Source organism: Mycobacterium timonense (assembly GCF_025821985.1).
In the GTDB taxonomy this organism is placed as follows: Bacteria; Actinomycetota; Actinomycetes; order Mycobacteriales; family Mycobacteriaceae; genus Mycobacterium; species Mycobacterium avium.
This window is the reverse complement of the sequence record NZ_JACKSY010000119.1, coordinates 1-19,381: the sequence shown is the minus strand read 5'-3', so window position 1 is coordinate 19,381 and position 19,381 is coordinate 1. Positions and strand designations below refer to the sequence as shown.

The 19,381-nt window shown below is 67.9% G+C and carries 23 protein-coding genes and 2 pseudogenes; 8 read left to right on the top strand and 17 right to left on the bottom strand.

Annotated elements, in window-relative coordinates:
* Nucleotides 1-9 precede the first annotated feature (9 nt).
* The 3 genes from H7I87_RS28725 to H7I87_RS28715 are packed head-to-tail and all read right to left on the bottom strand — an operon-like array spanning nt 10 to nt 3,739.
* Nucleotides 10-1,845 carry a dipeptide ABC transporter ATP-binding protein gene (locus H7I87_RS28725; RefSeq protein WP_011724139.1) on the bottom strand — a complete coding sequence of 612 codons (1,836 nt, stop codon included), beginning with the start codon at nt 1,843-1,845 and terminating at the stop codon, nt 10-12.
* Entirely contained in the window at nt 1,842-2,717 is an 876-nt protein-coding gene (locus tag H7I87_RS28720; RefSeq protein WP_024636893.1) for an ABC transporter permease, read from the bottom strand. The genes H7I87_RS28725 and H7I87_RS28720 overlap by 4 nt, the downstream gene beginning before the upstream one ends.
* 47 nt (nt 2,718-2,764) lie before the next feature.
* Nucleotides 2,765-3,739, bottom strand: coding sequence for an ABC transporter permease (locus H7I87_RS28715; protein ID WP_009975670.1), 975 nt, complete (start codon nt 3,737-3,739; stop codon nt 2,765-2,767).
* A 148-nt stretch (nt 3,740-3,887) separates the two neighbouring features.
* Here H7I87_RS28715 and H7I87_RS28710 point away from each other — a divergent pair, with 148 nt between their 5' ends.
* Nucleotides 3,888-4,379: a beta-class carbonic anhydrase gene (locus H7I87_RS28710; RefSeq protein WP_009975672.1), complete on the top strand. Its 492-nt coding sequence runs from the start codon at nt 3,888-3,890 to the stop codon at nt 4,377-4,379.
* Between the two features lie 91 nt (nt 4,380-4,470).
* On the opposite strand, the gene H7I87_RS28705 is transcribed toward H7I87_RS28710, so the two are convergent.
* Nucleotides 4,471-4,860, bottom strand: a complete 390-nt coding sequence (locus H7I87_RS28705) for a PaaI family thioesterase (protein WP_003875595.1) — start codon at nt 4,858-4,860, stop codon at nt 4,471-4,473.
* 234 nt (nt 4,861-5,094) lie between these two features.
* Here H7I87_RS28705 and cysD point away from each other — a divergent pair, with 234 nt between their 5' ends.
* Genes cysD through H7I87_RS28690 form a run of 3 tightly spaced genes read left to right on the top strand, consistent with a single transcriptional unit; the run spans nt 5,095 to nt 8,418 of the window.
* A complete protein-coding gene (cysD, locus tag H7I87_RS28700) occupies nt 5,095-6,024 on the top strand; it encodes a sulfate adenylyltransferase subunit CysD (RefSeq protein ID WP_003875596.1) in 930 nt (309 codons plus the stop codon).
* Entirely contained in the window at nt 6,024-7,874 is a 1,851-nt protein-coding gene (cysC, locus tag H7I87_RS28695; RefSeq protein WP_009975676.1) for an adenylyl-sulfate kinase, read from the top strand. Before cysD ends, cysC begins: the two co-directional genes overlap by 1 nt.
* Nucleotides 7,875-7,932: 58 nt before the next feature.
* Nucleotides 7,933-8,418: an Rrf2 family transcriptional regulator gene (locus H7I87_RS28690; RefSeq protein ID WP_009975678.1), complete on the top strand. Its 486-nt coding sequence runs from the start codon at nt 7,933-7,935 to the stop codon at nt 8,416-8,418.
* Here the strand turns inward: H7I87_RS28690 and H7I87_RS28685 are convergent.
* Nucleotides 8,415-8,810 (bottom strand): VOC family protein, encoded by a 396-nt coding sequence (locus H7I87_RS28685; RefSeq protein ID WP_003877279.1) that lies wholly within the window; start codon nt 8,808-8,810, stop codon nt 8,415-8,417. The two genes, H7I87_RS28690 and H7I87_RS28685, sit on opposite strands and share 4 nt — an antisense overlap.
* A 51-nt stretch (nt 8,811-8,861) precedes the next feature.
* On the bottom strand, nt 8,862-9,275 hold the full coding sequence (locus H7I87_RS28680) for a VOC family protein (RefSeq protein ID WP_009975679.1): 414 nt from the start codon (nt 9,273-9,275) through the stop codon (nt 8,862-8,864).
* A 66-nt stretch (nt 9,276-9,341) separates the two neighbouring features.
* Here H7I87_RS28680 and H7I87_RS28675 point away from each other — a divergent pair, with 66 nt between their 5' ends.
* Both H7I87_RS28675 and H7I87_RS28670 read left to right on the top strand, forming a co-directional pair.
* The gene (locus H7I87_RS28675) at nt 9,342-10,220 is read left to right on the top strand and encodes an LLM class flavin-dependent oxidoreductase (RefSeq protein ID WP_019732000.1); all 879 of its coding nucleotides are present in this window, start codon (nt 9,342-9,344) and stop codon (nt 10,218-10,220) included.
* Between the two features lie 61 nt (nt 10,221-10,281).
* Nucleotides 10,282-11,154 carry a tetratricopeptide repeat protein gene (locus tag H7I87_RS28670; RefSeq protein WP_019731999.1) on the top strand — a complete coding sequence of 291 codons (873 nt, stop codon included), beginning with the start codon at nt 10,282-10,284 and terminating at the stop codon, nt 11,152-11,154.
* A gap of 24 nt (nt 11,155-11,178) precedes the next feature.
* On the opposite strand, the gene H7I87_RS28665 is transcribed toward H7I87_RS28670, so the two are convergent.
* Both H7I87_RS28665 and H7I87_RS28660 read right to left on the bottom strand, forming a co-directional pair.
* A complete protein-coding gene (locus tag H7I87_RS28665) occupies nt 11,179-12,924 on the bottom strand; it encodes an NAD-binding protein (RefSeq protein ID WP_011724143.1) in 1,746 nt (581 codons plus the stop codon).
* A 93-nt stretch (nt 12,925-13,017) separates the two neighbouring features.
* Nucleotides 13,018-13,389 (bottom strand): nuclear transport factor 2 family protein, encoded by a 372-nt coding sequence (locus H7I87_RS28660; RefSeq protein ID WP_009975685.1) that lies wholly within the window; start codon nt 13,387-13,389, stop codon nt 13,018-13,020.
* A 23-nt stretch (nt 13,390-13,412) separates the two neighbouring features.
* On the opposite strand from H7I87_RS28660, the gene H7I87_RS28655 reads away from it, so the two are divergent.
* Nucleotides 13,413-14,018: an NUDIX domain-containing protein gene (locus H7I87_RS28655; protein ID WP_003873245.1), complete on the top strand. Its 606-nt coding sequence runs from the start codon at nt 13,413-13,415 to the stop codon at nt 14,016-14,018.
* Here the strand turns inward: H7I87_RS28655 and H7I87_RS28650 are convergent.
* Entirely contained in the window at nt 14,006-14,293 is a 288-nt protein-coding gene (locus H7I87_RS28650) for a DUF732 domain-containing protein (RefSeq protein WP_019731998.1), read from the bottom strand. The genes H7I87_RS28655 and H7I87_RS28650 overlap by 13 nt on opposite strands.
* A gap of 197 nt (nt 14,294-14,490) precedes the next feature.
* Complete coding sequence (locus H7I87_RS28645; protein WP_019731997.1) at nt 14,491-15,192, bottom strand: VldE C-terminal domain-containing protein; 702 nt, start codon at nt 15,190-15,192, stop codon at nt 14,491-14,493.
* A gap of 109 nt (nt 15,193-15,301) precedes the next feature.
* Here H7I87_RS28645 and H7I87_RS28640 point away from each other — a divergent pair, with 109 nt between their 5' ends.
* Nucleotides 15,302-15,808: a nitroreductase family deazaflavin-dependent oxidoreductase gene (locus tag H7I87_RS28640; RefSeq protein ID WP_019731996.1), complete on the top strand. Its 507-nt coding sequence runs from the start codon at nt 15,302-15,304 to the stop codon at nt 15,806-15,808.
* 120 nt (nt 15,809-15,928) lie between these two features.
* Here H7I87_RS28640 and H7I87_RS28635 read toward each other — a convergent pair whose 3' ends face one another.
* The 7 genes and pseudogenes from H7I87_RS28635 to H7I87_RS28610 all read right to left on the bottom strand — a co-directional run bounded on the left by H7I87_RS28635 (nt 15,929) and on the right by H7I87_RS28610 (nt 18,848).
* The gene (locus tag H7I87_RS28635; RefSeq protein ID WP_011724146.1) at nt 15,929-16,372 is read right to left on the bottom strand and encodes a hypothetical protein; all 444 of its coding nucleotides are present in this window, start codon (nt 16,370-16,372) and stop codon (nt 15,929-15,931) included.
* The gene (locus H7I87_RS29290; RefSeq protein ID WP_042791794.1) at nt 16,357-16,602 is read right to left on the bottom strand and encodes a hypothetical protein; all 246 of its coding nucleotides are present in this window, start codon (nt 16,600-16,602) and stop codon (nt 16,357-16,359) included. The genes H7I87_RS28635 and H7I87_RS29290 overlap by 16 nt, the downstream gene beginning before the upstream one ends.
* A gap of 27 nt (nt 16,603-16,629) precedes the next feature.
* Nucleotides 16,630-17,333, bottom strand: a pseudogene (locus H7I87_RS29350) (hypothetical protein); the annotation flags it as partial.
* A 2-nt stretch (nt 17,334-17,335) separates the two neighbouring features.
* Nucleotides 17,336-17,668, bottom strand: a pseudogene (locus tag H7I87_RS29345) (hypothetical protein); the annotation flags it as partial.
* Complete coding sequence (locus H7I87_RS28620; RefSeq protein ID WP_019733951.1) at nt 17,668-17,961, bottom strand: hypothetical protein; 294 nt, start codon at nt 17,959-17,961, stop codon at nt 17,668-17,670. The gene H7I87_RS28620 and the pseudogene H7I87_RS29345, both read right to left, overlap by 1 nt.
* Nucleotides 17,962-18,206: 245 nt before the next feature.
* Nucleotides 18,207-18,530, bottom strand: coding sequence for a hypothetical protein (locus tag H7I87_RS28615; protein WP_224111153.1), 324 nt, complete (start codon nt 18,528-18,530; stop codon nt 18,207-18,209).
* Between the two features lie 54 nt (nt 18,531-18,584).
* The gene (locus H7I87_RS28610; RefSeq protein ID WP_224125968.1) at nt 18,585-18,848 is read right to left on the bottom strand and encodes a hypothetical protein; all 264 of its coding nucleotides are present in this window, start codon (nt 18,846-18,848) and stop codon (nt 18,585-18,587) included.
* Between the last annotated feature and the right edge of the window lie 533 nt (nt 18,849-19,381).

The following is a 19,381-nucleotide window of genomic DNA, read 5'->3' as shown; positions in this document are numbered from 1 at the left end:
CCAAGCCCGCTAGCCACGGCTGCCCGGATTCGGTTGTGGCACCGCGTCCAGCAGCCGCCGCGTGTATTCGTGTTGCGGGTTGCCGAAGACCTGACTGCTGTCGCCCTGCTCCACGATGGATCCGGCGTACATCACTGCCACGTCGTGGGCGAGATGCTTGACCACCGAAAGATCATGGGAGACAAACAGATAGGACAGTTGAAATTGCGCTTGCAGGTCCAGCAGCAGGTTGATGATCCCGGCCTGGATGGACACGTCGAGTGCGGAGACGGGTTCGTCGAGCGCGAGGATCTTCGGTTGCAGCGCCAGCGCTCGCGCGATACCGATGCGCTGTTTCTGCCCGCCGGAGAACTCCGCGGGGTAGCGGGCCGCGTCGGCCCGTCGCAGCCCCACAGTCTCGAGCAGCTCGGCGACGCGCGCGTTGGTGTGGTCCTTGTCGAAGCCGTTGGCCCGCAACGGTTCGGCGAGCAGCTCGAAGACCGGCAGCCGCGGGTCCAGCGACGCGACCGGGTCCTGGAAGACCACCTGGATGTCGCGTCGCAGCGAGCGTCGGCTCGCCGGGCTCAACGCGGCGACGTCGGTGCCCAACACCTCGATGGACCCCGATTGCGGCGCAACGAGTTCCAGGATCTCGTGCAGGGTGGTCGATTTCCCCGACCCGGACTCGCCGACGATGCCCAGGGTGCGGCCCTGTCGCAGCTGGAAACTGATCCGGTCCACCGCCCGCACTTCGCCGGCGCTGCGGCGTAACACGCCCTTGGTCAGCCGATAGGTCTTGGACAGCTCGCGCACCCGAACGACGACGGGCGAGTTGGCCGGCTCGCCCGGGTGGGGTTGGGTGCGCACCCCGTAGATGTCGGCCGCGCTGCGCCCGTCGACCTGGTCGGTGCGGATGCACGCCGCCCGGTGATCGGGGCCGACGGGCAGCAATTCCGGTTCCTGTGAACGGCATTCGTCGATCGCCAGCGGGCAGCGCGGGGCGAACGGGCACCCCGGATCCAGGCCGGCCAGCGACGGCGGCGCGCCCGGGATCGGCACCAACCGGGTGCCCTGGGCGGCGTCCAGTCGCGGCACCGAGCCCAACAGGCCCACGGTGTAGGGCATTCGGCGGTCCCGGTACAGGCTCGCCACCGCAGCCGATTCGACGACCCGACCGGCGTACATCACCAGCGCCCGGTCGGCGAGCTCGGCGACCACCCCGAGGTCGTGCGTGATGATCAGCACCCCGGCGCCGGTGATGTCGCGGGCCGTCTTGAGCACCTCGAGGATCTGCGCCTGCACGGTGACGTCCAACGCGGTGGTGGGCTCGTCGCAGATCAGCAGGTCGGGGTCGTTGGCGATCGCGATCGCGATGACCACGCGCTGTCGCTCCCCGCCGGACAGCTCGTGCGGAAACGCCCGGGCGCGTCGCTGCGGCTGCGCAATGCCCACCAGCTCAAGCAGTTCCACCGCGCGGTCGCGGGCGGCCTTCCTGCCCACCCGTGGCTGGTGGATCGTGATCGCCTCGGCGATCTGATCGCCGACGGTGTACACGGGCGTCAGCGCCGACATCGGATCCTGGAACACCATGCCGACCGCCCGGCCGCGCAACCGCGACATCGCGTCGTCGCCCAGGCCCAGCAACTCGGTGTCGTGCAACCGGACCGAGCCGCGTACCCTGGCGTGCTCGGGCAACAGTCCCATCACGGCCATCGCCGAAACAGACTTCCCCGAACCCGATTCGCCGACCATGGCGACGACTTCCCCCGGTTCGATGCGATAGCTGATGCCGCGCACCGCGGTCACCGGCGCATCGCCGGCCGGGAAGGTGACGGCCAGGTCGGTCACCTGCAGCAGCGGGCTCATCGGCGACCACCGCGGGCCGGCCCGCTGCCGGGGTCCAGCGCGTCGCGCAGGCCGTCGCCGGTCAGGTTGGCGCACACCAGGATCAGCACCAGGACGCCGGCGGGAAACAGGAACACCCACGGAAAGGTGGTCGCCGACTGGGTGCCGTTGGCGATCAACGTCCCCAGCGACACGTCCGGCGGCTGGACACCGAAACCCAGGAAACTCAAACCTGTTTCGGCCAGGATGGCCGAGGCGACGTTGAGCGCGGCGTCGATGATCAGGATGGACGCCACATTCGGCACCACATGCCCGACGATGATACGACGGCTGGACACACCCATATACCTTGCCGCCCGGATGAATTCGCGCTCGCGCAAGCTCATCGTCATGCCCCGCACCATGCGCGAGCTGACCATCCAGCCGAACCCGGCCAGCAGCAGGACGAGCATCAGGATATTGGCGGAGTTCTTGGTGCGCGGCGTCACGATGGCGATGAGGATGAAGCTGGGCACCACCAACAGCAGGTCCACCAGCCACATCAGCACCCGGTCGCGCCAGCCACCGAAATAGCCGGCGATCGAGCCGACGGTGGCGGCGATGCCGGTGGAGATGACCGCGACGCAGACACCGATCAGCATCGACTTCTGCATCCCGCGCAGGATCTGCGCCAGCAGGTCCTGTCCCAACGCGTTGGTGCCCAGCCAGTGGCGCGCGTTCGGCGGCTGCAGCAGCGCGTCGAAATCGAGGTCCTGATAGGAATATGGGAGCACCGCGGGCAGCGTGTAGCAGCCGACGAACAACAGCACCAACAGCGTCAGCGAGGTCACCGCCAACCGGTTGCGGCCGAACCTGCGCAGCACCAGCGTGCGCCGCGAGGCGAAGCCCGCCACTTCGTGGCCCGAAAAGCCGTGAGCACCATCGACATTCGCCTGGGCGGTCATGACACCCGGACCCGCGGATCAAGAGCGGCGTAGAACACGTCCGAGAGCAGACCGGCCAGCAGCACCACCGCGCCGGAGAACAGCGTGATCGCCGCGACGATGTTGGTGTCCTGCGTCGCGACGCCCTGCACCAGCCATTCGCCCATGCCGTGCCAGCCGAAGATCTTCTCCACGAACACCGCCCCGGTGACCAGACCGGCCACCCCGTAGGCGAACAGGGTGGCCAGCGGGATCAGCGCGGTGCGCAGGCCGTGCTTGACCAGCGCGCGCCGGCGGGTGAGCCCCTTGGCGCGGGCGGTGCGAATGAAATCCTGGCCGAGGACGTCGAGCATCGCGTTGCGCTGATAGCGGCTGTATCCCGCCGCGGCGGCCAGCGCCAGGGTCAGCGACGGCAGCACCAGATGCCGCAGCCGGTCGAGCAGCGCGGCGGCCCCACCGGTCACGCCCGGCGACGTCTCACCGGTGTAGTCGAAAACCTGTACGCCCAGGGCCCAGTTGACTCGCAGCGCGGCGAGGATCAACAGGCTGGCGATGACGAAGGTCGGGGTGCTCAGCACCAGCAGCGCCAGCATGGTGACCACGCGGTCGCTGAGGCGGTACTGCCGAATGGCGCCCCACGCGCCGGCCGCGATCCCCGCGACGGTGCCGATCAGCGAACCAATCACCAGCAGCCGCAGCGTCACTCCGACGCGGCGCCCCAGCGAGGCGCCCACCGGCTGCCCGGTGACGGTCTTGCCGAAGTCGCCGCGGACCGCGTGTGAAGCCCAGTGCGCGTAGCGGATTGGGATCGGCTCGTCCAGACCCAGGCTGTGGGCCTTCGCATCGATGACGGCCTGCGGGGGCCGCGGGCTGCGCTGCAACAGGCTGTCCAGCGGCTTGAACGCCACCGACGTCAGGCAGAACGTCAGGAACGACGCCAGCGCCAGCAGGACGAGGTAGTTGAGCAACCGGCGCGCCAGAAAGCGAGTCATGCCCCACCACAGTGCCGCATTGGGACAGGTTAGCCAGACGAACGCGAACCTTCCGATCGTGCTGATTGCCAACGGTGAAAATCAGGTACCCGATTGTTAAGATCCGTCGCGGCGGCAGTCCGCGTAGCAAATTTTCGAGGAGACTGGCATGGCGGTTACCGATGACTACCTGGCCCACAATGCCGGGTACGCGCGCAGCTTCGAGGGACCACTGCCGATGCCACCCAGCAAACACGTCGCGGTCGTCGCGTGCATGGACGCGCGGCTGGACGTGTATCGCATCCTCGGCCTGCGCGAGGGGGAGGCCCACGTCATCCGAAACGCCGGCGGCGTCATCACCGACGACGTGGTCCGCTCACTGGCCATCAGCCAACGGCTGCTGGGAACCCGGGAGATCATCCTGATCCACCACACCGACTGCGGGATGCTCACCTTCACCGACGACGACTTCAAGCGCGGCATCCAGGAGGAGACCGGGATCAAACCGCCCTGGGCGGCGGAGGCCTTTGCGGATCTGGCCGAGGATGTCCGGCAGTCGCTGCGCCGCATCGAGGCCAATCCGTTCGTCACCAAGCACGTCTCGGCCCGCGGATTCGTGTTCGACGTCGCCACGGGCAAGCTCGACGAGGTCAAGCCCTAGACCCGTCCAGCGAGCGTGTAGTCAGCGCGAAAAAACGGCCCGAACGTCACCGTGGGTGCACGCTCGGCCGACAACTCGAGCGCCGGCCGGCTCACCCCACCTTGTAGGTGGCCAGCGCCTTGGCCACCAGCGTGCCCTGCGGGTCGACGATCTCGGCCTCGCAGTTGACCAGCGACCGGCCCCGCCGCAGCACCCGGCCGACCCCGATCACGTCGCTGGCCCGGGCCGGGGCCATGAAGTCCAGGGCCATCGACACCGTCACCCCGCGCAGCTGCGGCGGCGCCTGGGCGCCGCACCACGCCGCCGCCATCACGGTGAGATCGGCCAGCGTGGCGATGGCGCCGCCGTGCACCATGTCGCCGATCGTCACGTTGGAGGGATCCCAGGGCAGCCGCAGCCGGACCTCGTCCTCGTCCAGCCGCTCGGCCACTATGCCGAGCTTGACGACGAACGGCGACTGGGGCAGGAACTGGGCGATCACGTCGCGACCGCTCGGGGCGGCGGCCGATTCGGAAGCGGAAGAAGTGGAAGAAGTCATCCGCCCATGTTTTCGCACCGCGCCCCGCCGGCAAAGCACCGCGCCCACTCCGGCGTGACGGTGACGCCGCCCGCGCCGGAGTTGACAGCGCCGGCGCCGGCTGGTCTCATAGATCGTTAAGATGCCAAATATGGTCAGTTCTGCCAGGTTTTATCTCCGACGTTGCCGAAGGAAGCCATGACCGCTGATCTGCAGACGGCGCCCGCCGCCGGACAGTACGAATTGAGCCATCTGCGCTCGCTGGAGGCGGAGGCGATCCACATCATCCGTGAGGTCGCCGCCGAGTTCGAGCGCCCGGTGCTGCTGTTCTCCGGCGGCAAGGACTCGATCGTCATGCTGCACCTGGCGTTGCGGGCCTTCCGGCCCGGACGGCTGCCGTTCCCGGTGATGCACGTCGACACCGGGCACAACTTCGACGAGGTGATCGCCACCCGCGACGAGTTGGTCAAGCAGCACGGCCTGCGCTTGGTGGTCGCCTCAGTGCAGGACGACATCGACGCCGGACGGGTGGTCGAGCCGAAGCAGGGACGCAACCCGATCCAGACCGTGACCCTGCTGCGCGCCATCCGCGAGAACAAGTTCGACGCCGCGTTCGGCGGGGCGCGTCGCGACGAGGAGAAGGCCCGCGCCAAGGAGCGGGTGTTCAGCTTCCGCGACGAGTTCGGGCAGTGGGATCCGAAGGCGCAGCGGCCCGAGCTGTGGAACCTCTACAACGGCCGGCACCACAAGGGCGAGCACATCCGGGTGTTCCCGCTGTCCAATTGGACCGAATTCGACATCTGGTCCTACATCGGCGCCGAGAACATCGCGCTGCCGTCCATCTATTACGCCCACCGGCGCAAGGTGTTTCGCCGCGACGGCATGCTGCTCGCGGTCGACCGGAACATGCAACCCAATCCCGACGAGCCGGTGTTCGAGGCGACGGTGCGGTTCCGCACCGTCGGGGACGTCACCTGCACCGGCTGTGTGGAATCGCAGGCGGCCACGGTGGACGAGGTCATTGCCGAGACCGCGGTGTCCCGGCTCACCGAGCGCGGGGCGACCCGGGCGGACGACCGGATCTCGGAGGCCGGCATGGAAGACCGCAAGCGGCAGGGGTACTTCTGATGGCCGCCCCAACCACGCTATTGCGTTTGGCCACTGCGGGATCCGTCGACGACGGCAAGTCCACGCTGATCGGCCGGCTGCTCTACGACTCCAAGGCCGTGATGGAAGACCAGTGGGCGGCGGTGGAGCAGACCTCGAAGGACCGCGGCCACGACTACACCGACCTGGCGCTGGTCACCGACGGCCTGCGGGCCGAACGCGAGCAGGGTATCACCATCGACGTCGCCTACCGCTACTTCGCCACGCCCAAGCGGAAATTCATCATCGCCGACACGCCCGGCCACATCCAGTACACCCGCAACATGGTGACCGGCGCGTCGACCGCGCAGCTGGTGATCGTGCTGGTCGATGCGCGGCACGGCCTGCTGGAGCAGTCCCGCCGGCACGCCTTCCTGGCCTCGCTGCTGGGCATCCAGCACATCGTGCTCGCGGTCAACAAGATGGACCTGATCGGTTGGGACAGAGAGAAATTCGAGTCCATCCGAGACGAATTCCACGCCTTCGCCGCGCGCCTGGACGTGCACGACGTGGCCACCATCCCGATTTCGGCCCTGCACGGCGACAACGTGGTGACCAAGTCGGATCAGACACCCTGGTACGAGGGGCCGGCGCTGCTGTCGCACCTCGAAGAGGTGTACATCGCCGGTGACCGCAACCTGGTCGACGTGCGGTTCCCGGTGCAGTACGTGATCCGTCCGCACACCCACGAGCATCAGGACCACCGCAGCTACGCCGGTACCGTCGCCAGCGGCGTGATGCGTCCCGGCGACGAGGTCGTGGTGCTGCCGGTCGGCAAGCGCACCCGGATCACCGCGATCGAGGGCCCGAACGGCCCGGTGCAAGAAGCGTTCCCACCGATGGCGGTGTCGCTGACCCTGGCCGACGAGATCGACATCTCGCGCGGGGATCTGATCGCGCGCACCCACAACCAGCCCAGGATCGCCCAGGATTTCGACGCGACGGTGTGCTGGATGGCCGACAACACGACGCTGGAACCGGGCCGCGACTACGTCATCAAGCACACCACCCGCACCACGCACGCGAGGGTGACCGGGCTCGATTACCGGCTCGACGTCAACACGCTGCATCGGGACAAGACCGCGACGGCGCTGAAACTCAATGAGCTGGGCCGTATTTCGCTGCGCACCCAGGTGCCCCTGCTGCTCGACGAGTACACCCGCAACCCCAGCACCGGCTCGTTCATCCTGATCGACCCGCACACCAACGGCACGGTGGCCGCGGGCATGGTGCTGCGCGACGCCTCGGCCCAGGCCGCGAGCCCGAACACGGTGCGGCACAAGTCATCAGCGATCGCCGCGGCGCGGCCCCGCGGCAAGACGGTGTGGTTCACCGGTCTGTCCGGTTCCGGCAAGTCGTCGGTGGCCATGCTGGTCGAGCAGAAGCTGCTCGAAAAGGGTGCGCAGGCTTATGTTCTCGACGGCGACAACCTTCGGCACGGGCTCAACGCGGACCTTGGTTTCTCCATGGCCGACCGGGCGGAGAACCTGCGCCGGCTCGCTCACGTGGCGGCGCTGCTGGCCGATTGCGGCAACGTCGTGCTGGTTCCGGCGATCAGCCCACTGGCCGAGCAACGCGAATTGGCGCGCAAAGTGCACGCCGACGCCGGCTTCGACTTCATCGAGGTGTTCTGCGACACCCCGATCGAGGAATGCGAAAAGCGTGACCCCAAGGGTCTGTACGCCAAGGCGCGGGCCGGCGAGATCACCCAGTTCACCGGCATCGACAGCCCGTATCAGCCGCCGGCGAAGCCCGACCTGCGGCTCACCCCGGACGGCACCGTCGAGGAGCAGGCGCAGCGGGTGATCGACCTGCTGGAATCACGCGGGTAGCCCGCCGGGTCAGCCAGGCTGCATCGAAATCGCCGCTCCGGGTGGCACAATCCTGAGGGTGCGGATGTCAGCGAAGGCGGAGTACGCCGTGCGGGCGATGATCCAGCTCGCCACGGTGCCCGACGGGACGCTGGTCAAGACCGACGATCTGGCCCAGGCGCAGGGCATTCCGCCGCAATTCCTCGTCGACATCCTGACCAATCTGCGCACCGATCGGCTGGTGCGCAGTCATCGCGGTCGCGAGGGCGGCTACGAATTGGCCCGCCCCGGCAAGGACATCAGCATCGCCGACGTGCTGCGCTGCATCGATGGGCCGCTGGCCAGCGTCCGCGACATCGGGCTGGGCGACCTGCCCTACTCGGGGCCGACCGCCGCGCTCACCGACGTCTGGCGGGCGCTGCGGGCCAGCATGCGGTTGGTGCTGGAGGAAACCACCCTGGCCGACGTCGCCACCGGAAGCCTGCCCAAGCATGTCGCGCAGCTGGCCGACGACTACCGCAAGCAGGAAAGCCAGCGGCACGGCACCGCGCGCACCGGCGACTAGTTCGCCGCGCCCGACCCGTACGGGCGGGTGAGGATCTCCATGGCGTGGCCGGAGGGATCCAGGAAGTACACCCCGCGCCCGCCGTCGTTGTGGTTGATCTCGCCGGGACGCCGGGCGCCGGGGTCGGCCCAGTGTTCCAGGCCGCGGGCGCGGATCTTGCCGTAGATGGTGTCGAACTCTTGCTCGGAGACCAAGAACGCGTAGTGCTGGCGCGGGATGTCCGCGCCGTCGGGGGCGTCCGCGTAGTCCAGGCTGGCGCCGTGGTCGAGTTCGACGACCATGAAGTGGCCGAACGGTTTTGGGCCGGGCAGGTCGAACAACTCGGCGAGAAACTCCGCGGATTCCCGTTTGTCGCGTGAGGCGACGATGGTGTGGTTGAAACTGATGGTCATGGTTCTGTCCAGTCAACCACCGCGCGGCCGCGGCGACAACGCGCCGGGCGGCTACTTCGGGGCGGTCAGCTCCAGGGCGATGTTGTCGGGATCGCGGAACTGCAGGATGTAGGCCGGGCCGATGTCCTTGACCGGCTCGTGAGCGACGCCAAGCTCGTCCAAATGCGCTGCGGCCGCATCCAATTCGTCCCTGCTGTCGAGCCGGAACGCGATGTGGTCCAGGCCGGTGCGGTCCTCGTCGAAGCGGTCGGTGGCCACCGGCCGCAGCCCCAGCAGCGTGCCGCCGAGGTCGTAGATGACACCGCCGAACAAAAAGCTCAACTGCTCACGAGTGGACGCGTCGGCGTTGTCGGGCACCTCCAGCAGCACCGGCCAACCGAACACGCTCTCGTAGAACCGCCGTGACTGCTCGATGTCGGTCACGGTCAGGCGCACATGCGCGATGGAGGTGTTGGTCAGACCCATTCGCCCCATGGTTCCACTGAAGGGCCGAATGTTAAACATGCCAGAATCCCCATCGTGCGGGTAGCGATGACCATGCCGGTGATGGAGCCGGATCTGGACGCGACGGTGCTCGAGACCTGGGCGCGCACCATCGACGAGGGCCCGTTCTCGTCGCTGTGCTGGGGCGAGCGCATCGCCTTCGACAACCCGGACAGCCTGACACTGCTGGGCGCGTTGGCCGCCTGGACCGAGCGGGTCCGGCTGCTGACCACGGTGATCGTGCCGCAACTGCACGACCCGGTGCTGCTCGCCAAGGGACTGGCGACCGGCGACCTGCTCAGCGGCGGGCGGCTGAGCGTGGGCATCGGCGTGGGCGGTCGGCAGGAGGACTACCACGCAGTCGGCGCCGACCCGGCGACCCAGACGATGCGCGGCATGGCCGAGCGGGTGGCGGTGATGAAGCGGGTGTGGGCGGGGGAGAAGCTGACCGAATCCGTGTTGCCGGTCGGGCCGGCGCCGGTGCAGCCCGGCGGACCGCCGCTGTTCGTCGGCAGCATCGGACCCAAGACCATTCGCAGCGCGGCCGCCTGGGCCGACGGGCTGGCCGGCACCACGCTGGACCTCGACGTCGCCAAGCAGCGCGAGCTGTTCGACGTGACCCGCGACGCCTGGGCGCGGGCCGGCAAGCCCGCGCCCCACCTGATCACCTCGTTCTGGTTCGCGTTCGGCTCGGCCCGAGGCGCGCGCGAGCAGATCCACCGCCACCTGCGGCGCTACATGAACTGGATACCGGCCGACTACGTCGACGCCATGGCGCCGATGACGGGCTGGGCCGGTGACGAGGACGAGCTGGCAGAGGTGCTGCGCAAATTCGCCGAGATCGGGGCCGACGAGGTGCAGCTGATCCCGACCAGCTCGGACGTCGGCCAGCTGCGCCGTGCGGCCGACGTCGCCGCCCGGCTGTAGCCGGGTCCGGGCGCGTCGGGGTGAATTGCCGGGCCGGCGCGGCGGCGATTTGATTGGTGGCATGACGCAGCAGGAATTGCCCGCCCCGCTGGCCGAACTGACCGGGCTGTTGACCGAGTGCACGAACAAGGGCGATTTCGTGGGGGCCGCGCGACAGGCCGGTGAGCTGGTCACGCTGTGCCGGGCAACGCTGGGCGAACGCCATCCCACCGCCCTGGAACTCAAGGTGTCGCTGGCCACCCTGCAGCTGCGGGCGGGCGAGCGCGCGGTGGCCTACGAGGAGTTCGAGCGGTTGATACCCGACCTCGTCGAGGTGCTCGGCCCCGATCATCTGAGCACCCTGACCGCGCGGCACCTGTTGGCCAGTCGGCAGCAGGCCGCGTTGTCGTCGCTGGCCGAATGGTCGCAGCTGTTCGCCGACGAACAGCGGGTCTGGGGCGCCGACCACGAGAACACCCTGGTGGCCCGCGAGAAGATCGCCGAGAAGCGTTGGGAGATAGGCGATTTCGTCGGCGCGATGGCCGAGGGCGAGCAGGTGCTGGCCGCGCGGCGCCGGGTGCTCGGCGCCGATCACACCGACACCCTGGGCACGCAACTGATGTTGTCGATCTGGCGGGGCCGCGCCGGCGACGTCCCCGCAGCCGTCGCCGAGCTGGAGCCGCTGATCGGTGAGCTGCGCGAGAAGCTGGGAGACGACCACGCGCACGTGCTGATGGCGCGGCACATGTTCACGCTGTGGGCGCCGGAGCGGGCCGGTGTCACCGACGCGGTCGCGGCATGGGAGGCACTGGTCGAGGAGGAGAGCCGGGTGCTCGGTGACGAGCACCCGGTGACCCTGGCGGCCCGCCAGGAGCTGGCCGGATGGTGCGCCCGGCGCGACGGCCAGGCGGGCGGCGCCGGCGCCCAGGGGTCGCTGGACTGGTCGGCGTCATGACCCGCATCTGCCGTGCCGCGGCACTCAGGTCGTCGCCTTGTCCGCGGGCCGCTCCTCGTTGGCGGGCTGCTGGGGCGGCTGCCCCTTGCGCAGCGTCTCCAGCAGCTCGCGATACGGACCCACCAGGTAGACGGTGTCGCCGGCCCGGAGCCAGGCGTCGCGGCGGGGATGCAGCTCGACGGGCGTGTCCCGACGAGTGATCGCGATGACCCGGGTCTGGGTGGACATTTCGAACATCCGCAGCCCGTCGAGCTCGCTGCCGGCCGCCACGTGCATGGCGCCGACCATGAAGGACCGCTGCCCGACCGAGAACGTGCCCAGCACCTGCAGGCCCATCGCGGCGCCGATGAACCAGGGCGCCGCCAGGTCGACGGTGGATCGGACGTTTTCGAACCCGAACCGCTTGGCCACCGCATCGCCCAGAGTGCGGTCATAGATGCGCAGCACGATCGGCACGTCGGGCCGGTTCACCTCGGGCATCACCCGCGGCCCCAGCATCTCGCGCAGCACGATCCCGATCTCGATGTTGACCATGTCGTCCTGGGTCAGCACCGCGACGGCCCGGGCCCGGTCGACCCGGGCCGACTCCAGCGTCTGGCGCAGCGTCGCATCCCCGAAGATCACCGGCACGTCGAGTTCGGCCGCGGTGGACAGGAACCGATTGTTCTCGTCGCGCTCGATCACCGCGACGTCGTAACCGGCGGCGGTCAGGTCGGCGACGACGCGGCTGCCGAACGATCCCAGCCCGACCACGATGATGTGGTTGCGCAGATGGCGTGCCCGCCGCAGCCCGGCCGACTGCAGAAAGCGCCGCGACAGCAGCAGGTCCGCCAGGAACGCGACGAGTAGCGCGGTGGTCGTCACGCCCGCGAACATCAGGCCCACGGCGAAGATTCGCAGCCAGGCGGACTGGTGGGCGAAGGTGAACTCGCCGTAGCCCACCGTGGTGATGGTCTCGGCGGTGAAGTACAGGGCGTCCAGCCAGGACAGCCGCGGCTTGGTGTAGGAGAAGTGCACGATGACCGTGGACACCAGCAGCAGGGTGAGTGCGAGCAGGATCGCGGGGAACAGCATCGGGTTGACGTCGTCGCGCATGGCGCGGGCGGCGTCCAACACCCGCCGCAGCCACGTTTGGCGAGAACGGGTCGCGGGGGGCCGCGGTGTTCTGATGCCGCGCGCGGCCAGTTCGTCGGCGCTGCCGATCATGGCGGTCCAGTCGCCGGCGCGCACCCGGTGATCCCGGCCGGGACAGGGCACCACCTCGCCGGGGGTGGCGCCGTCGTTGCCGTGGATCACCGCCACCGGCGCCAGGTCGCCGTAGATCTCCCGAAGCGTCGCGTCGCGGGGTGCCTCGGCCCCCGACACCAAGAAGTCGATGCCGGCCGCCCGGACCGGGTGGGTGCTGCTCGACAAGCAGGCCTCGACGACCGAGGGGGCGGCGAGGTCGGCGACGTCGAGGATGGCGCCGGGGCCGTTGTCGGCGGCCACCGCACCGCGCAGCACGTCGTTGCCCAACCGGGCGACCACCCGCACGTGCGGGTTGGTTTTCCTTGCCAGCAAGGCGATTTCGAGATTCTTGGCGTCGTCGCGCCCGGCGCACACGATGGCGCTGGCGCGGGCGAGGTCGGCGCCGGCGAGTTCCTCGCTGGGCAGCTTGACGATGGTGGCGCCCGCGCGGTTCAGTTCCTCGGCGATGGTGGTCGCCAGCACGTCGTCACCGCTGACGATGATGTGGCGGCGCGGACTCATCCGGGGTGAGTCGTCACGCATAACCCCACCTCTTGATGACATTGGCGCTCACGGTGTTGCTACGACTATCGGGCACCATGCCGATTGACGCCAGTGCGACGCGGTAAGGCGGTGCTAGAGGACCTGGACGTCGGTCGGGGACCAGAACGCGCGCATCGCCGTGATCTTGGCGTCCTCGTCGAACGACATCGTCGAGATGGGCGAGATCCGGGTGCGGGTGTCGCCGGCGTCGAGCGTGAGGTGCCACAGGAAGGCGGCTTCGCTGCCGGAGACCCGCAATTCGGCGAGTTCGGTGTCCTTCTTGGCGTCCTGGAATCCCGCATAGAAGGCCCGGATCGCGTCGTGCCCGCGGCGAATGTCGGCGCCGATCGGATCCTCGATGGTGGCGTCGGCCGCGTACAGGGTCACGATGTCGTCGGCGGTACCGGTGGCGACGAGCGCCAGGTAGCGATTCACGGTGTCGGTGATGGCTTCTGCGGACGGCATGAATCGGGACGCTACTCCTGGCCGTGTCGGGTGTGGTGTTCGTCGCGATACTGGGCGGCGTGACTTTCATCGAACGCCTCGCCAGCCGGGAGATCTACCGCAACCCGTGGATGGTGTTGCGCGAGGACGACATCCGCCGCCCGGACGGCAGCGCGGGCATCTACAGCGTGGTCGACAAGCCTTCGTACGCGCTGGTGATGCCCTACGACGGGCGGCGTTTCGGGTTGGTGGAGCAGTTTCGCTACCCGATCGGGGAGCGGCGCTGGGAGTTTCCCCAGGGCACCGCTCCGGAGTTGGCCGACGCCGATCCCGTCGAGCTGGCCCGGCGTGAGCTGCGCGAGGAAACCGGATTGCGCGCAACGACGTTCGAGCCGCTGGGCCGGCTCGACGTGGCCCCGGGGATGAGCAGTCAGCGCGGCTGGGTGTTCCTGGCCACCGGGATCGTCGAGGGTGAAGCCGACCGCGAGCACGAGGAGCAGGACATGCGCAGCGCCTGGTTCTCCCGCGACGACGTCGAGCAGATGATCCGGACGGGCGTCATCGCCGACGCGCAGTCGATCGCCGCGTACGGCCTGTTCCTGTTGCGCCCGGAATCAACCGGCGCGCCCGTGACGGATCAGGGGCAGTAGTTGGATTCCGCGGCGCTGACGATGGCCGTGGCGTCGGCGTAGTTGAAGGAACTGTTCAGGCCGGAATGCACATCGGCGGCCAGCTCGTCCGGGGTTTTGCCCGCGGCGCGGTCCGAGCAGATCGCGTGGCCCAGCTGAATCAGCGTGGTGTCGCCGCCCGGCTGCCAGGCGACGCCGATCTTCTTCAGTTGGGCGAGGTACCCGTCGTCGTCGGCGACGGCGATCCCGCTACCTAGGGTCAATGCCGCAGCAACGACGGCCGGAATGCATAACATGCGTAGCCCGCAAACAGACATGATGCGTGGCTCCTTCTTTCGGTGGGGTGCAACCGGCTCAGTATGCGGGCTATGACGCCGGGTTGCGCGCGGAACGGCGCAAACCGCGCAAACGCATTCATGCCCGACGAGCGGCGCCGTCAGCAAGGCGAGCGTTCGGTGCTGGCAATCCCGTTGCCGCGCAACGGCTCGGCCGTTCAGTCCGGCGGTGTCGGGGTCATCGACGCGATGTAATAGGTCTCGTGCCCGCTCGGGTAACCGCCGCCGTCGGTGGCGATGTGGACATGGTCGTAATGGTCGGCGGTTTCGGAGCCCAGGTCCGCCATCCAGTTGCCCCCGCCGACGCCCGGATAGATCTTCTGCCGCCAGATCACGTGATTGATTCCCCAGCGTTTGGCGTTCGCCAGGGCGTAGCCGGCGATCTGGTTGCCGAGCTCGATGCCTTCGGGGGTGTGGTAGTTCGGGATCATCACGTCGATCGCCAGCCCGTTGGGGTGCCACGGCAACGGGTCCTCCCGATACCCGTAGATGGTCGTGATCTGGGGAAACAGCACGCTGATGGCGCGGGCCGCCCAGATGGTCTTGACCTGCAGCCGGTCCTCGGAGCCCACGCTGTGCGGCAGTGCGAGCTGGAATTGCTGCCCCGCGGACGGGGCGGGTGGTGCCAGGGCCGTCAGCGATTCCACCTCGGCGGGACTGGCGGTGCGCGGTGCGCCGGCCGGCGGGGGGTTCGCGGCGGCGCTGGAGGCGGTGGCGCTGGGGGTGGGCGCCGCCGCCGGCGGCGCGGGGCAGCAGCGCGGCTTGGTGCCCTGGGCGTGGATCATGGCCGCGGAGATGACGAGGGAGGCCGCGACCGCCAACCATCGGCCGGCGCCCTTGGTGACCACCCGCACGCCCACGACCAGCAGCTTAACGCCGGCTGTGACGCCTGTGGCTCGTTTTTTCGACAGCTCGCCCCGGTCGGGCCAAAACGCCCCTCGGCGCCGTCCGGCGAGTCACACTGAGGCCATGCCCGGGCGATCGTTCGACGATGCGAATGCTTTTCACCGGTTGATGCGCCGCTTCGCGTCCACGACCGCCGGCGTGGCGCTGCTGCCCCCGACGGCGCATCACCTCGACCGCCTCGTCGCTAAGGCCACCGGCGGCCGGAGCAGCTTCGCCGGGTTGGCAACCGGCATCCCGGTGGTCATGCTCACCACGACGGGCGCCAAATCCGGTGAGCCGCGCACCGTTCCCGTGTACGGGATTCCGCATCCCGAGGGCCTGGCCCTGATCGCGTCCAACTTCGGCGGCGCCAAGCATCCGGCCTGGTATTTCAACCTCAAGGCCCACCCGGAAGCGACGGTCACGGTCGGGCGCGACAGCTGGCCTGCCACCGCGCGGCTGGCCACGCCCGACGAGCGCGACCAGATCTGGGCCAAAGGTGTCGAGCTGTATCCCGGTTGGCGAAAATACGAGGTGCGGGCCGGCGATCGCCACATCGAGGCGTTCATCCTGAGCCGGGCGCCGGCCTAATCCCTCACGGGCGCTTCGCGTTTGGTAGGCCGCCGCCGACGCTGGTTTCGTATGGCTATGCCCGCGCCCCGACAACAATGACTACCGCAGAAATCTCCAGGGCTATCAGCGTGTGGGTCATCACGCGCGTGGCGAGCCGGTGCGGTCGTCTGCTCGACGCTCAAGCCAGTTCAGCATGAGCATGAGAACTGCCCAGCACGCCGCATAGCCGAGTGTGTAGATCGGCACGAGTACCCACCACGGATGACGGCCGAGGAGTAGCCAAGCGGCGCCTTTGAGCGCATCGTCCACGAAGCCGGACACGATGATTGCGACAAGCAAGGCGGTGTAGACGTGTTGGCGCTGCTGGGGCACTTTGCCGGCGGCGTGTCTGGACAGATACCAGAGCACGACACCTGCCACGACCACGGCGGACACGACGAAACCAATTGTCATCCACGCCGGCACGGATTTACTGCCAGGAGGGCTGGCCGAATCGAACAGGACGTCGATGGTGACGGCCCAGACGAGGTAAAGCGGCAGGTAGAGCAGGATCCGCTTCGCGTTGATCATGGCTTCAGCCAAGCAGGTACATCTTCGCTGCACTCCAGCGCACCCTTGGCGGCAGCCTCGACCGGGGCTTCGAGCAAGCCTTGCGCGAAGCCGCCGACGAAGCCGAGCACCGCGCCGGGCAGTGCCCCAGCACCACCGAGTTCCGGAGTGAGGCCTGCGCCGAACGCCGCGCCGATTCCGGCCTTGATGGCGCCGCTCTTGAAGCCGTCCTTGATCATGTCTTTGCCGACGTTGGTTTTCACCTCTGTTCCCACGCATTGGCCGAAGCTCGGTCCAGCCGGGGCAGGAGGTGCGGCCACGTCCGGCGGGGGTGGCGGGGTCTTCGGCGCAGCAGCCGCGACCTGTGGCGGCACGGGGAATGGTCCGATTTGTGGTTGGCCTTGCGATGGCGTTGGCTGTGGCATCGGCGAAGGGGCTGCGCCACCGTCCTGCTTGAAATCCACGAGGTGAACCCCGCCACGTTGGCTGTTAGGAACGTCGGAGGTGCTGCGGCGGTTCTGGCCGCCGTCTTTCTGCGCCGATGGCTGCCTGCTGTTATGGCTCGAGGCTGGCGCAAAGCCGCTGCCGCCGAGACCGGCAGTAGCGGCGGTGAGCTGACCGGCGACCTTGGTGTCGGCCCCGTCGAGTTGTTCGGCGCGCAAACGGATGTCAGCGGCGAACGCTTNCTCGAGGCTGGCGCAAAGCCGCTGCCGCCGAGACCGGCAGTAGCGGCGGTGAGCTGACCGGCGACCTTGGTGTCGGCCCCGTCGAGTTGTTCGGCGCGCAAACGGATGTCAGCGGCGAACGCTTCCGCTTGGGCCTGCCGGGCCGCCCGTTCCGCTGGGCTGGTGCTGCGCATGTCGGTGACCGAAAGGTCCTCTCCGACAGTGAATCCCGCGTTCTGGGCGTCTTCGATGCCGTAGACGACGCGGCGCTGGGCTGCGCTGATGTCGCTGGCACCGTTGCGGGCTATCCCAGCGGCCTGCCGCAATAGNAAAGGTCCTCTCCGACAGTGAATCCCGCGTTCTGGGCGTCTTCGATGCCGTAGACGACGCGGCGCTGGGCTGCGCTGATGTCGCTGGCACCGTTGCGGGCTATCCCAGCGGCCTGCCGCAATAGGTCGGCCTTGACGCTGACGACGGACAGATCGGCCTGGGTGCGTTCTCGCAGTGCGTCACCGCCAGCTCCACGCCACGCGATGGATTGCGCCTGGTTGCGCATCGTCATGAAGCCGTCTTCCCAGCGGTCGGCGGTTTGCGTCCAATAGCCGGCAGCCTCGATGAGGTGCTCGGTGGACCACGCCAGGATCTGCGAGAGTGTGGCGGGCATCAGACCACCGTCACGTTTGTCACGTCATTCATCGCGGCCGCCGATGTGGCCTCCTGGCTGAGGTATCCGCCGGATGCCGTGGTCACCCCGCCGACCGTTTCCTGCGTGCGCGCTACGAATGACGCCGCAGTAGCGCCGATCGCCGCGTTGAGGGCATTCACGGCCGCCGTCGTGGCCTCGAATGACGGCCCCGGCGACGGCGGCGCCCCAATGAACTGGGAACTAAGCGCCTGCCACTGGGCCGCTGTAGCGACTAGCTCGGCGGGTACGACCTGCAATGAATCTTGCCCCATAACCCCATGATTTTAGGCGGCGCACTGATCGATCGCTATTGACCGGCCGATGCGGCAACGCATTAGCGACTCTCGAGGCGCTTGGTACGGGTGAGACCGGGCCGCGAGTAACTACGGTTTCTTTGCCGAGGCCAAGCTGCACACCTGCAAGCGGCGAGCTGAATACTACGTCGTGTCACTGCGGGTCGTCGTTGCCACTGCGGGTCGAAGGATTGCGACGCCGTATTGAGTACCGCACCCGGCCTTCAAGGATTTGTAAGGACGGCGCTCCAACGGTTGAGATAATCGGCTGGCTGCAGCGATCCCAGGACCATGTTGTTGCTTCGCGCTAAGTCGAGTCGTTCCTTCGCGTTGCGCAGGGTCGCTGCTATGTCGGTCGGAGTCGAGCTCTCCGTTGTATCAAGCTCCCATCGCCGCGCAAGCGCGAAGTGCCTCTTGAGATCGTGGTAGGGCAGCTGCGCGGAACCGCTGCGCTCATCGACATTGCCGGCACCACCGTCAAGCGCTTTCGCGGTGAACGCAATCGTCCACAGGAGGACGACGTAAGCGAGCGCGTAGCTCGGCACCATGACCCACAATGATTCCCCCCGTGAAACGCCCAGCTACGCCGCTCACGGTGTCACCTACGAATCCCGATAGAGCCACCCCGCCATGATGGCGATGTAGGCGTACTCCCGCTTCGGCGTGACCTTGCTGGACCTTCGTTGAGTGAAGTACCAGATTCCAACGGCGACTACGACGATCGCCGAGGCGATGAATCCCGCCACGATCCACACCGGCAGGGGCTTGCTGGGGGCTATGTGGGCTGACTTGAACACAATGTCGATGGTGATCATCGCGGCGATGTACACCGGCAAGAGTAGGACCGCGCACTTCAGGTTGATCACGGCTTCGGCAACCCCGGTTCCGGAATGTCAGCGCATTCCACTGCGCCTTCGACGGCTGACTTTACGGGCGCTTCGAGAAGGCCCTTAACGAACCCGGCGACGAAACCCGCGAGCCCCATCGCGGCGGGTCTCGCTGGAAGTGAATTGTTTAGCTTGGGGTGCCGCTGCGGTCATCTGCGTTGCCAGCGCGACTATCCAGCGCTTTCGACGTCCACGCTATCGCCCACAATAAGACGACGTATGAGAGTGCATAGCTTGGCGCCATGGCCCACACCGACGCTTTCGACGTCCACGCTATCGCCCACAATAAGACGACGTATGAGAGTGCATAGCTTGGCGCCATGGCCCACACCGACCTGCCGCCTAAAAGAAGTGATGCCATGCTACCCAGTACGTCGCCGGCNAAAAGGGAGGTTGCGTCCAGCAGAGTGGTGTACGAGTCGGGCCTGATCAGGATGCCCGGCGTGTCGTAGCCGAACGAATGAAGGTCATCGCGTGATTCTTCGAGGGACCGTCCAAAGTCACTCGAGCAA